The 13,206-nt window shown below is 60.7% G+C and carries 23 protein-coding genes; all 23 read left to right on the forward strand.

The window, feature by feature from the left end:
• Positions 1 to 65: 65 nt before the first annotated feature.
• The 23 genes from tuf to secY all read left to right on the forward strand — a co-directional run bounded on the left by tuf (position 66) and on the right by secY (position 13,195).
• On the forward strand, positions 66 to 1,256 hold the full coding sequence (gene tuf, locus ACX2DJ_RS11425) for an elongation factor Tu (RefSeq protein ID WP_462572766.1): 1,191 nt from the start codon (positions 66 to 68) through the stop codon (positions 1,254 to 1,256).
• Positions 1,257 to 1,608: 352 nt separating this feature from the next.
• The gene (gene rpsJ, locus ACX2DJ_RS11430; protein ID WP_006831877.1) at positions 1,609 to 1,920 is read left to right on the forward strand and encodes a 30S ribosomal protein S10; all 312 of its coding nucleotides are present in this window, start codon (positions 1,609 to 1,611) and stop codon (positions 1,918 to 1,920) included.
• 264 nt (positions 1,921 to 2,184) lie between these two features.
• Entirely contained in the window at positions 2,185 to 3,003 is an 819-nt protein-coding gene (gene rplC / locus ACX2DJ_RS11435) for a 50S ribosomal protein L3 (RefSeq protein WP_462572767.1), read from the forward strand.
• Positions 3,004 to 3,006: 3 nt separating this feature from the next.
• Positions 3,007 to 3,642, forward strand: a complete 636-nt coding sequence (gene rplD, locus ACX2DJ_RS11440; RefSeq protein ID WP_462572768.1) for a 50S ribosomal protein L4 — start codon at positions 3,007 to 3,009, stop codon at positions 3,640 to 3,642.
• Positions 3,635 to 3,943, forward strand: coding sequence for a 50S ribosomal protein L23 (locus tag ACX2DJ_RS11445; RefSeq protein ID WP_462572769.1), 309 nt, complete (start codon positions 3,635 to 3,637; stop codon positions 3,941 to 3,943). Before rplD ends, ACX2DJ_RS11445 begins: the two co-directional genes overlap by 8 nt.
• Before the next feature lie 11 nt (positions 3,944 to 3,954).
• A complete protein-coding gene (gene rplB / locus ACX2DJ_RS11450) occupies positions 3,955 to 4,791 on the forward strand; it encodes a 50S ribosomal protein L2 (RefSeq protein WP_462572770.1) in 837 nt (278 codons plus the stop codon).
• A gap of 6 nt (positions 4,792 to 4,797) precedes the next feature.
• Positions 4,798 to 5,073, forward strand: coding sequence for a 30S ribosomal protein S19 (gene rpsS / locus ACX2DJ_RS11455; protein WP_165197486.1), 276 nt, complete (start codon positions 4,798 to 4,800; stop codon positions 5,071 to 5,073).
• Positions 5,073 to 5,450 carry a 50S ribosomal protein L22 gene (gene rplV, locus ACX2DJ_RS11460; RefSeq protein ID WP_462572772.1) on the forward strand — a complete coding sequence of 126 codons (378 nt, stop codon included), beginning with the start codon at positions 5,073 to 5,075 and terminating at the stop codon, positions 5,448 to 5,450. Before rpsS ends, rplV begins: the two co-directional genes overlap by 1 nt.
• Position 5,451: 1 nt before the next feature.
• Entirely contained in the window at positions 5,452 to 6,147 is a 696-nt protein-coding gene (rpsC, locus tag ACX2DJ_RS11465) for a 30S ribosomal protein S3 (protein WP_462572773.1), read from the forward strand.
• A gap of 21 nt (positions 6,148 to 6,168) precedes the next feature.
• Complete coding sequence (gene rplP, locus ACX2DJ_RS11470) at positions 6,169 to 6,606, forward strand: 50S ribosomal protein L16 (RefSeq protein WP_462572774.1); 438 nt, start codon at positions 6,169 to 6,171, stop codon at positions 6,604 to 6,606.
• Entirely contained in the window at positions 6,603 to 6,812 is a 210-nt protein-coding gene (rpmC, locus tag ACX2DJ_RS11475) for a 50S ribosomal protein L29 (RefSeq protein WP_462572775.1), read from the forward strand. Before rplP ends, rpmC begins: the two co-directional genes overlap by 4 nt.
• 11 nt (positions 6,813 to 6,823) lie before the next feature.
• Positions 6,824 to 7,114, forward strand: a complete 291-nt coding sequence (rpsQ, locus tag ACX2DJ_RS11480; RefSeq protein ID WP_462572776.1) for a 30S ribosomal protein S17 — start codon at positions 6,824 to 6,826, stop codon at positions 7,112 to 7,114.
• Positions 7,115 to 7,173: 59 nt separating this feature from the next.
• Complete coding sequence (rplN, locus tag ACX2DJ_RS11485) at positions 7,174 to 7,542, forward strand: 50S ribosomal protein L14 (protein ID WP_066765590.1); 369 nt, start codon at positions 7,174 to 7,176, stop codon at positions 7,540 to 7,542.
• On the forward strand, positions 7,542 to 7,862 hold the full coding sequence (gene rplX / locus ACX2DJ_RS11490) for a 50S ribosomal protein L24 (protein ID WP_462572777.1): 321 nt from the start codon (positions 7,542 to 7,544) through the stop codon (positions 7,860 to 7,862). Before rplN ends, rplX begins: the two co-directional genes overlap by 1 nt.
• Complete coding sequence (gene rplE / locus ACX2DJ_RS11495) at positions 7,855 to 8,445, forward strand: 50S ribosomal protein L5 (protein ID WP_462572778.1); 591 nt, start codon at positions 7,855 to 7,857, stop codon at positions 8,443 to 8,445. The genes rplX and rplE overlap by 8 nt, the downstream gene beginning before the upstream one ends.
• 42 nt (positions 8,446 to 8,487) lie before the next feature.
• On the forward strand, positions 8,488 to 8,793 hold the full coding sequence (rpsN, locus tag ACX2DJ_RS11500) for a 30S ribosomal protein S14 (protein WP_462572780.1): 306 nt from the start codon (positions 8,488 to 8,490) through the stop codon (positions 8,791 to 8,793).
• A gap of 11 nt (positions 8,794 to 8,804) precedes the next feature.
• On the forward strand, positions 8,805 to 9,200 hold the full coding sequence (gene rpsH, locus ACX2DJ_RS11505; protein WP_462572781.1) for a 30S ribosomal protein S8: 396 nt from the start codon (positions 8,805 to 8,807) through the stop codon (positions 9,198 to 9,200).
• The gene (rplF, locus tag ACX2DJ_RS11510; protein WP_462572782.1) at positions 9,200 to 9,733 is read left to right on the forward strand and encodes a 50S ribosomal protein L6; all 534 of its coding nucleotides are present in this window, start codon (positions 9,200 to 9,202) and stop codon (positions 9,731 to 9,733) included. The genes rpsH and rplF overlap by 1 nt, the downstream gene beginning before the upstream one ends.
• A gap of 1 nt (position 9,734) precedes the next feature.
• Positions 9,735 to 10,079: a 50S ribosomal protein L18 gene (gene rplR, locus ACX2DJ_RS11515; RefSeq protein WP_462572784.1), complete on the forward strand. Its 345-nt coding sequence runs from the start codon at positions 9,735 to 9,737 to the stop codon at positions 10,077 to 10,079.
• Positions 10,079 to 10,921 carry a 30S ribosomal protein S5 gene (rpsE, locus tag ACX2DJ_RS11520; RefSeq protein ID WP_462572785.1) on the forward strand — a complete coding sequence of 281 codons (843 nt, stop codon included), beginning with the start codon at positions 10,079 to 10,081 and terminating at the stop codon, positions 10,919 to 10,921. Before rplR ends, rpsE begins: the two co-directional genes overlap by 1 nt.
• A gap of 5 nt (positions 10,922 to 10,926) precedes the next feature.
• Entirely contained in the window at positions 10,927 to 11,112 is a 186-nt protein-coding gene (gene rpmD, locus ACX2DJ_RS11525; RefSeq protein WP_462572786.1) for a 50S ribosomal protein L30, read from the forward strand.
• Positions 11,113 to 11,190: 78 nt separating this feature from the next.
• Positions 11,191 to 11,715: a 50S ribosomal protein L15 gene (gene rplO / locus ACX2DJ_RS11530; protein ID WP_462572787.1), complete on the forward strand. Its 525-nt coding sequence runs from the start codon at positions 11,191 to 11,193 to the stop codon at positions 11,713 to 11,715.
• A 115-nt stretch (positions 11,716 to 11,830) separates the two neighbouring features.
• Positions 11,831 to 13,195, forward strand: a complete 1,365-nt coding sequence (gene secY, locus ACX2DJ_RS11535; protein ID WP_462572788.1) for a preprotein translocase subunit SecY — start codon at positions 11,831 to 11,833, stop codon at positions 13,193 to 13,195.
• Positions 13,196 to 13,206 lie beyond the last annotated feature (11 nt).

Raw genomic sequence — 13,206 nt, forward strand, 5'->3', positions numbered from 1 at the left:
CGTATTCAGCGGGTGCCGTCCTCGTCCCGCAGAGATTCAATTTCAACTCAGAGGTTATTCGAGAAATGGCTAAGGAAAAATTCGAGCGCAATAAGCCGCACTGCAATATCGGCACCATCGGTCACGTTGACCACGGCAAGACCACGCTGACTGCGGCTATCACAAAGGTTATGGCTGAAACCTATGGCGGTTCGGCTGTCGACTTTGCGAACATCGACAAGGCTCCGGAAGAGCGCGAGCGCGGCATCACCATCTCGACCGCACACGTCGAGTACGAAACCGCTGCCCGCCACTATGCCCACGTCGACTGCCCGGGCCACGCTGACTATGTGAAGAACATGATCACCGGCGCGGCGCAGATGGACGGCGCAATTCTGGTTGTGAACGCTGCTGACGGCCCGATGCCGCAGACCCGCGAGCACATCCTGCTGGCCCGCCAGGTCGGCGTGCCCGCGCTGGTTGTCTACATGAACAAGGTTGACCAGGTTGACGACGAGGAAATCCTCGAACTCGTCGAGCTGGAGATCCGCGAACTGCTGTCATATTATGACTTCGACGGCGACAACATTCCGGTCGTGAAGGGTTCGGCTCTGGCTGCGCTTGAAGGCCGCGACGACGAGATCGGCAAGAATTCGATTCTTGAGCTGATGAAAGCCGTGGACGAGCACATTCCGCAGCCCGACCGTCCGGTCGACAAGCCGTTCCTGATGCCGATCGAAGACGTGTTCTCGATCTCGGGTCGTGGTACGGTGGTTACCGGCCGCGTCGAAACCGGTGTTGTGAACGTGGGCGACGAAGTTGAAATCGTCGGCATCAAGGACACCGCCAAGACAACCGTGACCGGCGTTGAAATGTTCCGCAAGCTGCTTGATCGCGGCGAAGCTGGCGACAACATCGGCGCGCTGATCCGCGGCATCGGCCGTGAGGATGTGGAGCGTGGTCAGGTTCTGGCGAAGCCGGGCTCGGTTACGCCGCACACCGAATTCAGCGCGGAAGTCTATGTCCTTTCGAAGGACGAGGGTGGCCGTCACACGCCGTTCTTCGCCAACTACCGTCCGCAGTTCTACTTCCGTACGACTGACGTGACCGGCGAAGTGATCCTTCCCGAAGGCACCGAAATGGTGATGCCGGGCGACAACGTGACCATCTCGGTCAAGCTGATTGCACCGATCGCCATGGACGAAGGCCTGCGCTTCGCTATCCGCGAAGGCGGCCGCACCGTTGGCTCGGGCGTGGTTTCGAAAATCACCAAGTAAATCGCGTTTGCACCCACGGGTGCACGCAGGTTTGAAAAGGATCCGGTGCTCAGAGATGGGCGCCGGGTTCTTTTTTATGAAGGCTGCATTTTGCGGATGAGGGTGGGGCGCAAGCGCCCCGGCTGACAGCAGGCCCCGATTGCGGCGAAGGCGCGCAATTCAGGGCTTGCCAGAAGCAGGCCTCCTACGTATATGCGCGCCAACAGGCGGGGATTCGTCGCTGCCGTAACAAGAATTTTGAAGGGCCGCCCTTTCCGGGAAACCGGGCATAAGCGGGGCGGGCCTTTGTTTTTTTAAGGGGTCGCCCAAGAGATTGGAACGCTCCTTTGGCTCTTTCGCATCGGTGTAGGTAATGGAAGCTCAGAATATCCGCATTCGCCTCAAGGCGTTCGATCATCGCGTTCTTGACCAGGCTACTGGCGAGATTGCAGACACCGCGCGCCGGACAGGTGCTCTTATTCGCGGCCCCATTCCCATGCCGACGCGTATCGAGAAGTTCACCGTGAACCGCGGCCCGCATATCGACAAGAAGTCGCGCGAGCAGTTCGAGGTGCGCACCTACAAGCGGCTGCTCGATATCGTGCAGCCTAACGCCCAGACCGTCGACGCGCTGATGAAGCTCGATCTGGCTGCGGGCGTGAACGTCGAGATCAAGCTCGCCTGATTGGTGAGCGATCCCCGGAGTTGATCCGGGGTCCAGGGCACCAAGGCTCTGGGTTCCTGCTTTCACAGGAACGCACGGTGGGAAGGTCAACTTCCCGCAGACATTGGGATACCGCCGGATTTGATCCGGGTCTGCGTCCCCCGTCTCGCTTACCATGCCATCCGGCACGGTAAGCATTCAGCCCGGACGGGGCGATGCACAACAATTTGGGCTGGCACGCACGCGGGGATGGGCCTCGTGTGCCTCTGTGTAGGAGTTTTGACGATGCGCACAGGCGTTATCGCAAAGAAAGTCGGGATGACCCGCCTGTTTCAGGAGGATGGACGTCACGTTCCCGTGACGGTTCTTTCGCTGGAAGACTGCCAGGTCGTTTCGCACCGGACCGCCGATCGCGATGGCTATTTCGCGGTCCAGCTGGGTGCGGGCGAAGCCAAGCAGAAAAATGTCAACAAGCCGCAGCGCGAGCATTTTGCCAAGGCTCAGGTCGGCCTGAAGAAGCGCGTCGCCGAATTCCGTGTCGAAGGTGAAGACGGGCTGGTCCCGGTTGGCGCCACGATCAGTGCGGACCACTTCGTCGCCGGCCAGAAAGTCGACATCACCGGGCACACCCAAGGTAAGGGCTTTGCCGGTGTGATGAAGCGCTGGGGCTTCGGGGGGCTGCGCGCAACGCACGGCGTTTCGCTGAGCCACCGTTCGCATGGTTCGACCGGTCAGCGCCAGGATCCCGGCAAGGTGTTCAAGGGCAAGAAGATGGCCGGCCACATGGGCGACCGTCAACGTACCCAGCAGAACCTCGAGGTTGTGCGCACCGATGCGACCCGCGGCCTCATCTTTGTCAAGGGTTCGGTCCCTGGCTCGAAGAATGGCTGGCTGCTGGTCCGCGATGCGGTGAAGCTGCCTCTGCCCGAGGATCTGCCGTTCCCCGGAGCGGTGATCGATACGAACGCGCCGCAGGTTGAAGAGCCCGCAGTGGAAACACCGGTTGAAGAAACCGCTGTAGATGCCGCAGCTGAAACACCCGCTCCCGAAGCAGACGCTCCCGCAGCTGACGCTCCGGCAAGCGACGAAAACAAGGAGGGCTGAGCCGTGAAGGTGAAGGTCCAGAAAATCGACGGCAAGGCCGTTTCGGGTGCAGGGAGCGATATCGAGCTCGATGATGCCGTGTTCGGGGTTGAGCCGCGTGCCGACATCCTGCATCGCATCGTCACCTGGCAGCTTGAAAACCGCCGTGGCACCGCACGTCCGACGCGCGAGCGCAGCGATGTTGCCCGCACTGGCAAGAAGTTCGGTCGCCAGAAGGGCGGCGGCACGGCCCGTCACGGTGACCGCGCGGCCCCGATCTTCATCGGCGGCGGCAAGGCTCACGGCGCTCGCAAGCGTGACTTCAACCAGTCGCTCAACAAGAAGCTGCGTGCGCTCGGCCTGAAGATGGCGCTTTCGAGCAAGGCAAAGGATGGCCTGGTGGTCGTCGACAGCCTCTCGCTGAAGGACGCCAAGACCAAGGTGCTCAAGGGTCACCTCGACAAGGCTGGCCTGACCGGCAAGGTTCTGGTGATCGACGGCGAAAGCGTGGATGAAGGCTTCAGGAAGGCCGCTGGCAACTTGCCGGGCGTCAATGTGCTCCCCGCCATTGGTGCCAATGTCTACGACATCCTCAACCACGACACGCTGGTCCTGACCAAGGACGCTGTCGCCAAGCTGGAGGCGCGCTTCAATGGCTAAGAAGCAGGAAATCGATGCGCGTCACTATGACGTGATTCTGGCTCCGCACATCACCGAGAAGTCGACCCTGGCTTCGGAACAGAACGCAGTTGTGTTCAAGGTGGCTGGCGATGCGACGAAGCCGCAGATCAAGGAAGCGGTGGAAGCGATCTACGACAAGAAGGTCGTGGCGGTGAATACCATCGTCGTGAAGGGCAAGACCAAGCGCTGGAAGGGCAAGGCCTACAAGCGCTCCGATATGAAGAAGGCGATCGTTACCCTGGCAGAGGGTGACTCGATCGACGTCACCAGCGGGATCTGAGGGCAGAGAAGATGGCACTCAAGAACTACAAACCGACGAGCCCCGCACGCCGCGGTCTCATCCTGATCGACAAGTCCGGGCTCTATAAGGGCAAGCCGGTCAAGTCGCTGACGGAAGGCAAGCGCAAGACCGGTGGCCGGAACAACAAGGGCCATGTCACCTCGCGCGGCATGGCAGGCGGTCACAAGCAGAAGTACCGCTTCATCGATTTCAAGCGCCGCAAGTGGGATGCTCCCGCGACGGTCGAGCGCATTGAATACGATCCCAACCGCACTGCTTTCATCGCGCTCCTCAAGTATGAGGACGGCGAGCTGGCCTATATCATCTGCCCGCAGCGCCTTGCTGTTGGCGATACGGTGGTGGCCGGCGAGCGGACCGACACGAAGCCGGGCAACGCGATGCTGCTGGGCCAGATGCCGGTCGGCACCATCTGCCACAATGTGGAGATGAAGCCGGGCAAGGGCGGGCAGATCGCGCGTTCGGCGGGCACCTATGTGCAGATCGTCGGCCGTGACCGCGGCATGGTGATCGTGCGCCTGAACTCGGGCGAGCAGCGTTACCTGCGTGCGGATTGCATGGGCACGGTTGGTGCGGTGTCGAACCCCGACAACCAGAACCAGAACTTTGCCAAGGCCGGTCGCAAGCGCTGGATGGGCGTGAAGCCGCTGACCCGCGGCGTCGCCAAGAACCCGGTCGATCACCCCCACGGCGGCGGTGAAGGCCGCACCAGCGGGGGCCGCCATCCGGTGACCCCGTGGGGCAAGCCGACCAAGGGTGCACGCACCCGCAGCAACAAGCAGACGGACAAGATGATCATCCGTTCGCGCCACGCCAAGAAGAAGAGGTAAGGACACATGGCACGTTCCGTCTGGAAAGGTCCGTTTGTCGAACTCAGCCTTCTCAAGAAGGCGGAGGACGCACAGGAAGCGAACAGCACCAAGCCGATCAAGACCTGGTCGCGCCGTTCGACCATCCTCCCGCAGTTCGTTGGTCTGACGTTCAACGTCTACAACGGGCAGAAGTTCATCCCCGTCTCGGTTTCCGAGGAAATGGTTGGCCACAAGCTTGGCGAGTTTGCGCCCACGCGCAACTTCCCCGGCCACGCTGCCGACAAGAAGGGCAAGCGATAATGGGCAAGGCAAAGGCACCCCGCCGCGTAGGCGATAACGAGGCGCTGGCCGTCGGCACCACGATCCGTGGTTCGGCGCAGAAGCTCAACCTCGTTGCTGAGCTGATCCGCGGCAAGAAGGCCGAAGAGGCTCTGAACATCCTCGCTTTCTCGAAGCGGGCGATGGCGAAAGACGCCAGCAAGGTACTCGCATCGGCGATTGCCAATGCGGAGAACAACCACAATTTGGACGTTGACTCGCTCGTCGTGGCCGAAGCTTCGGTTGGCAAGTCGATCACCATGAAGCGTTTCCACACCCGCGGTCGCGGCAAGTCGACCCGGATCCTCAAGCCGTTCAGTCGGCTTCGGATCGTGGTGCGCGAGCAGGAAGAGGCGTAACATGGGCCAGAAGAGCAATCCGATCGGTCTGCGCCTGCAGATCAACCGCACCTGGGACAGCCGCTGGTACGCCGAAGGGCGTGACTATGCCAAGCTGCTCAAGGAAGACATCGAGATCCGCAAGTACATCGTCGAAACCGTGCCGCAGGCAGCGATTTCGAAGGTGGTGATCGAGCGTCCGGCCAAGTTGTGCCGCATTTCGATCTATGCAGCGCGGCCGGGTGTCATCATCGGCAAGAAGGGCGCAGATATCGAGAAGCTGCGCGTCCAACTGTCGAAGATGACCGACAGCGAAGTGAAGCTGAACATCGTTGAGATCCGCAAGCCGGAAATCGATGCCAAGCTCGTCGCTCAGGGCGTTGCTGACCAGCTGGTTCGCCGTGTCGCGTTCCGCCGTGCGATGAAGCGCGCCGTGCAATCGGCGCTGCGTCTTGGCGCTGAAGGCATCAAGATCACCTGCGGCGGCCGTCTGGGCGGTGCAGAAATCGCACGTGTCGAATGGTATCGCGAAGGCCGTGTGCCGCTGCACACCCTGCGCGCCAATGTCGACTATGCCGAAGCCGAAGCGCTCACCGCTTACGGGATCATCGGCATCAAGGTGTGGATCTTCAAGGGTGAAATCCTCGCTCATGATCCGACCGCACAGGATCGCCTCATGATGGAAGCCCAGACCTCTGGCGTCCGTCCGGCGCGCTGATTGCAGGATAGGTAAGATAAAATGCTGCAACCGAAGAAAACCAAGTTCCGCAAGGCGTTCAAGGGCCGGATCCATGGCAATGCCAAGGGTGGCACCACGCTGAATTTTGGCGCCTATGGCCTCAAGGCTCTCGAGCCCGATCGCCTTACCGCGCGCCAGATCGAGGCTGCTCGCCGTGCCATCACCCGTGCCATGAAGCGCCAGGGCCGTCTGTGGATCCGCGTATTCCCTGACGTGCCGGTTTCGAAGAAGCCTGCCGAAGTCCGCCAGGGCAAGGGCAAGGGTTCGGTCGAATACTGGGCCGCCCGCGTAAAGCCGGGCCGCATCCTGTTCGAACTCGATGGTGTACCCGGCCCGCTTGCTGCGCTCGCTTTCGAACGCGCGGCGATGAAGCTGCCGATCAAGACCAAGGTCGTCGCCCGCCTGGGTGACACTTCGCACCTGGGAGGCGACAAATGAGCAAGATCGAAGATCTGCGCACCAAGACCGACGACCAGCTGGCTGGCGAACTTGTCGAGCTGAAGCGCGAGCAGTTCAACCTGCGCTTCCAGGCGGCAACCAATCAGCTTGAAGCGTCGGCCCGGGTAAGGGAAGTGCGTCGCACGATCGCCAAGATCAAGACGCTGCAGAGCGAACGTGCGGCCGCTGCCGCCGTCAAGGCTTAAGGAGTCAGACAATGCCGAAACGTATCCTGATCGGAACTGTCACCTCCGACAAGACCGACAAGACTGTGACCGTGCTGGTCGAACGCAAGGTGAAGCACCCGCTCTACGGGAAGATCATCCGTCGTTCGAAGAAGTATCACGCGCACGATGAAGCGAACGAATACACGATTGGCGATGTTGTCCGCATCGAGGAAACCAAGCCGATCTCGAAAACCAAGACCTGGGCCGTGAAGGACCGGGTGCAAGCAGGTGGCACGCAGGCGATCGAGGCTGATCTCGAAGTCGAAGCCGCCGGTAACTGATTTAGACGTAGGGAACTGCCGGACTTGTTCCGGCAAGCCAGTGAGAAGGAAACGGATCAATGATCCAGATGCAATCCAATCTCGACGTCGCGGACAATAGCGGCGCCAAGCGCGTCCAGTGCATCAAGGTGCTGGGCGGCTCGAAGCGCCGTACTGCGTCCGTCGGCGACGTGATCGTGGTTTCCGTGAAGGAAGCCCAGCCGCGTGCAAAGGTCAAGAAGGGCGACGTACACCGCGCCGTGATCGTGCGCACCAAGAAGGACGTTCGCCGTCCCGATGGTAGCGTGATCCGCTTTGACAGCAATGCTGCCGTGTTGGTCAACAAGAACGAGGAGCCGATCGGCACCCGTATCTTTGGCCCGGTGGTGCGCGAGTTGCGCGGCCGCGGCTTCATGAAGATCATTTCACTTGCGCCGGAGGTGCTGTGATGTCTGCTGCCAAGATCAAGAAGGGTGACAACGTCGTTGTCCTTTCAGGCAAGGACAAGGGCAAGACCGGTACGGTCGCCCAGGTTCTGCCCAAGGAAGGCAAGGTCCTTGTCGAGGGCGTGAACGTCGCCACCCGTCATCGCAAGCCCAGCCAGGCCAACCCGCAGGGTGGCATCGAACGCCGCGAGGCCCCGATGCACATCTCCAAGGTGGCTGTAGCTGATCCGAAATCCGGCAAGCCCACCCGTGTCCGCTTTGAAGAAAAGGGCGGCAAGAAGGTGCGCGTGGCCGTGAAGAGTGGGGAGACCATCGATGGCTGATAAGTCCAAAGCTTCGGCCCCACGCCTGAAGCAGATGTATGAAGACCAGATCGTCAAGGCGATGACCGAGAAATTCGGCTACAAGAATCGCCTCGAAGTTCCCCGGCTTGAAAAGATCACGCTCAACATGGGTGTGGGCGAAGCTAGCCAGGACAAGAAGAAGGTCCAGACGGCTGCCGAGGAAATGGCGCTGATTGCCGGCCAGAAGCCGGTCATCACCAAGGCGAAGAAGTCGATCGCACAGTTCAAGCTGCGCGATGGCATGCCGATCGGCTGCAAGGTCAATTTGCGCCGTGACCGGATGTACGAATTCCTCGATCGTCTGGTGACGATTGCGATGCCGCGCATCCGCGACTTCCGTGGCCTCAACCCGAAATCGTTCGATGGCAATGGCAACTACGCCATGGGCATCAAGGAGCAGATCATCTTTCCGGAGATCAGCTACGACAAGATCGAAAAGGTGCGGGGGATGGATATCATCGTCACCACCACTGCGAAAACCGACGAGGAAGCGCGCGAACTGCTGAAGCTGTTCGGTTTCCCGTTCCCGGCCGAAGCGTCGGAAGAAAAGGAAGCGGCGTAAGCCGCCCCCTTTGATTGAGATAAGGAAGAGAGCTTAAGTCCAATGGCGAAACTGAGTTCCATAAACAAGAACGAGCGGCGCAAGAAGCTCGTGAAGAAGTACGCAAACAAGTACGCCAAGCTGAAGGCGATTGCGGACGATGAATCGCTCGATGAGAGCGAGCGTCTGATGGCACGCCTGAAGATGGCCGAAATTCCGCGCAATGCGAACCCTACACGGGTGCGCAACCGTTGCGCCACCACCGGCCGCCCGCGCGGCTATTACCGCAAGTTCGGCATCAACCGCATCGAGCTGCGCGAACTCGGCAACATGGGCCTGATTCCAGGCCTGACCAAGTCGAGCTGGTGAGGATCTAGATTATGGCAATGACCGATCCACTGGGTGATATGCTCACCCGTATCCGCAACGGCCAGCAGGCGAAAAAGGACAGCGTCCTTTCGCCGGCTTCCAAACTGCGTGCGAACGTGCTCGAAGTGCTCCAGCGTGAAGGCTACATCCGTGGCTACAGCGAAGACGCAACCGGCAAGCACCCGGCGCTGCGGATTGAACTGAAGTATTTCGAGGGCGAACCGGCTATCAAGCACGTCGCTCGCGTCTCCAAGCCTGGTCGGCGGATCTATTCGGGTTCGAAAGAACTTCCGACTGTCCGCAACGGCCTTGGCATCACCATCGTCTCGACGCCCAAGGGCGTGCTTTCGGATGCCGAAGCGCGTAGCCAGAACGTCGGCGGCGAAGTGCTGGCGGAGGTGTTCTGATGAGCCGCATCGGCAAGAAGCCGGTGGCGATCCCCAGCGGGGTGACAGCCACCATCGAACAGGGAACGCTTACCGTGAAGGGGCCCAAGGGCGCCCTTTCGCTCGGGCTTTCCGACCTGATCGACTACAAGGTCCAAGGTGAGGAAATCAAGGTCAAGCCGGCCAATGACACGAAGCAGGCGCGCTCTTTCTGGGGCATGCAGCGCACGCTGGTGTCGAACCTGGTCGAAGGCGTGACCGATGGGTTCACCAAGGTTCTGGAAATTTCCGGCGTTGGTTACCGTGCGCAGGCGCAGGGCAACAAGCTCAAGCTGCAGCTCGGCTATAGCCACGATGTCGATCTCGATGTGCCGGCAGGCCTTGAGGTGAAGACACCGGACCAGACCACTGTGGAAATTTCCGGCATCGACAAGCAGGCCGTTGGCCAGTTCGCCGCCGAGATCCGCCGCTGGCGCAAGCCTGAACCCTACAAGGGCAAGGGCATCAAGTACCGCGGTGAATATATCTTCCGCAAGGAAGGGAAGAAGAAGTAAGATGGCAAAGCTTTCTCTCTTTGAACGTCGCCGCCGCCGTGTGCGCACTGCTCTCAGGAGCAAGGGTGGTGGCCGTCCTCGCCTGTCGGTGCATCGCACCGGTCGCCACATCTATGCCCAGATCATCGATGATCAGGAAGGCAAGACGCTCGCCGCAGCTTCGACCCTTGGGGCCAAGAATTCGGGTGCGAATGTCGATGCCGCTGTCAAGGTCGGCAAGGATATCGCCGCCGCCGCCAAGAAGGCGGGCGTGACATCCGTCGTGTTCGATCGCGGCGGTTTCCTGTTCCACGGCCGCGTCAAGGCGCTGGCCGATGCCGCTCGCGAAGGCGGGCTGGAGTTCTGATGATGCCAGAAAACGCAAACGAAACCGAAAACAAGAACGAAGAAGCGAAGGTCGAAGCGACCGAAGCTCCGGCCCAGGAAGCCGCAGCGCAAGACGCTGCGCCTGCCGCTGAAGAGGCTGCGCCTGCCGCTGAGGAAGCCGCACCTGCTGCTGAATCTGCACCGGCAGCTGCGGAAGCTGAGCAGCCGCAGCAGGAAGGCCGTGGACCTGGCGGAAACCGGGGCCGTGGCGGCAACCGTGATGGTGGACGTGGCCGTGCCCGCGGTGGCCGTGACGATCGCCGTGGCAACCGCCGCGAAGAAGAAGATGACGGGATCATCGAGAAGCTGGTTCACATCAACCGTGTTTCCAAGACAGTGAAGGGCGGCAAGCGCTTTGGCTTTGCGGCACTGGTTGTTGTGGGTGACGGTTCAGGCCGCGTCGGTTTTGGGCATGGCAAGGCACGCGAAGTGCCCGAAGCCATCACCAAGGCCACCGCCGCCGCGCGCAAGAAGATGATCCGCGTGCCGCTCAAGGAAGGTCGCACGCTGCACCATGATGGCAATGGCCGTTTCGGGGCAGGTAAGGTGACGTTGCGCACAGCACCAGCGGGTACGGGCATCATTGCCGGTGGCCCGATGCGTGCCGTGTTCGAAAGCCTGGGCGTTGCTGACGTGGTGACCAAATCGGTCGGTTCGTCAAACCCCTATAACATGATCCGCGCCACGTTTGACGCGCTTGTCAACCAGACTTCGCCGAAGTCGGTTGCCCAGCGTCGCGGCAAGAAGGTCGCTGACCTGCTTGGCCGTGGTGGCGCCAGCGAGGCGGAGGCGGAAGCTAGCGCCGCCGCGATAGCGGAGTAACCCCGATGGCTGAGAAGAAAACCATCAAGATCAAGCAGATCGGTTCGCCGATCCGTCGCCCCGAAAGCCAGCGCAAGATCCTTATCGGTCTTGGACTGAACAAGATGCACAAGGTGGTAGAGCGCCAGGACACCCCCGAGGTGCGCGGCGCGATCGCCAAGATCCCGCATCTGGTTGCGGTGGTCGATTAAGCAGACAGACATCAGTGGCCCGGCGTATTGCCGGGTCGCTCATTTCAGCGCGAAACAAAGCGAAAGCGAGTGCACACAATGAAACTCAACGACATTCGTGACAACGACGGTGCCCGCAAGGGCCGCATCCGCGTCGGCCGGGGCATCGGTTCAGGCAAGGGCAAAACCTCAGGTCGCGGCCAGAAGGGCCAGAAGGCCCGTTCCGGCGTGGCCATCAAGGGCTTCGAAGGCGGCCAGATGCCGCTTCACATGCGCCTGCCGAAGCGCGGCTTCAACAATCCCTTCGCGAAGGATTATGCCGAGGTGAACGTGGGCATGGTGCAGAAGTTCATCGACGCCAAGAAGCTCGACGCCAAGAAGGACATCGACGAAGCAGCCCTTCGTGCAGCCGGCCTTGTGCGCGGCGGCAAGGATGGCGTGCGGCTGCTGGGCAAGGGCGAAATCTCGGCCAAGGCCAAATTCGTCGTTACCGGCGCAACCAAGGGCGCGATTGCAGCGATCGAAAAAGCCGGAGGCAGCGTTGAAGTTATCGCTGCTGCCCAGCCAGAGCATGAAAAGAAGGCTGCGCGCCGCGAGGCAAACAAGGCCGCCAAGGCCAAGTAATTGATGAAATGGCAAGCGGGGGGTTCGACAATGGCTCCCCCGCTCCCTATCTATCCTGTCTGAGCCGGGAGGGTCCGGCGATACAACGCACAGACGCTAGGATTAACCTGAAACAATGGCATCACGCGCCGATAGCATCGCGAGCAATCTGAACCTCGCCAATTTCTCGAAAGCCACCGAGCTGCGCCAGCGTATCTGGTTCACGGTCGGGGCGCTTATCGTGTTCCGTTTCCTCAGCTTTGTGCCGCTGCCGGGGATCAACCCGCTCACGCTGGCGCAACTGGCCGACCAGACGCAGGGCGGAATCCTGGACATGTTCAACATGTTCACGGGCGGCAGCCTTGAACGCATGAGCCTGATCGCGCTTGGCGTGATGCCCTATATCACCGCCTCGATCGTGGTGCAGATGGCCGCCGCGCTCCATCCGACACTGGCTGCGCTCAAGAAAGAGGGCACCACCGGTCGGCAAAAGCTGAACCAGTACACGCGCTATGGAACGGTTTTTCTGTGCTCCATCCAGGGCTGGTTCCTGGCAGCGGGCCTTGAAAGTTTCTCCAATTCCGCCGGGCTTCAGGCGGTCGTCGATCCGGGCTACATGTTCCGCGTGGGCGCGGTCATCAGCCTGGTTGGCGGCACCATGTTCCTGCTGTGGCTGGGCGAACAGATCACCAGCCGCGGCATCGGTAATGGTGTGTCGCTGATCATCATGGCGGGGATCGTGGCGCAATTCCCTACCTTCGTCTCGAACCTGCTCGAAGGTGGCCGCACAGGCTCGATTGCGCCGGCGATCATCATCGGTTTCATCGTCATGGTGGTGGTGCTGATCCTGCTGATCAGCTTTATGGAGCGGGCCCAGCGGCGATTGCTGATCCAGTATCCAAAGCGCGCGACGCAGCGCGGCATGATGCAGGCGGATAGCTCGCACCTTCCGCTCAAGCTCAACACTGCCGGCGTTATTCCGCCCATCTTCGCCAGTTCGTTGCTGCTGCTGCCGCTGACGATTTCGCAGTTCGCAGGCAACTCGATCGATCCGTCGAGCACCACAGGCGGCGTGATCCAGTCGCTCAACCAGTATCTGCAGCACGGCCAGCCGATCTACATGTCGCTGTATGGGATCGGGATCATCTTCTTCGCCTTCTTCTACACTGCGGTGGTGTTCAATCCGGAAGAAACGGCCGAAAATCTCAAGAAGAATGGCGGCTTCATTCCCGGGATCCGCCCGGGCAAGCGGACGTCGGACTATCTCGACTATGTGCTGACACGCATCACGGTGGTCGGCGCACTCTACCTTATGCTGGTTTGCGTCATCCCTGAATATATGATCGCGCAGACCGGTATCCCGTTGTTCCTTGGTGGCACCAGCCTGCTGATCGTGGTCAATGTTACCGTGGATACGATCAGCCAGATCCAGTCACACCTGTTGGCACACCAGTATGGTGACCTTATCAAGAAGGCCAAGCTAAAGGGCCGCACGCGCTAATCCGGCCACGC

It is taken from the genome of Altererythrobacter chaiwopuensis (genome assembly GCF_054957755.1).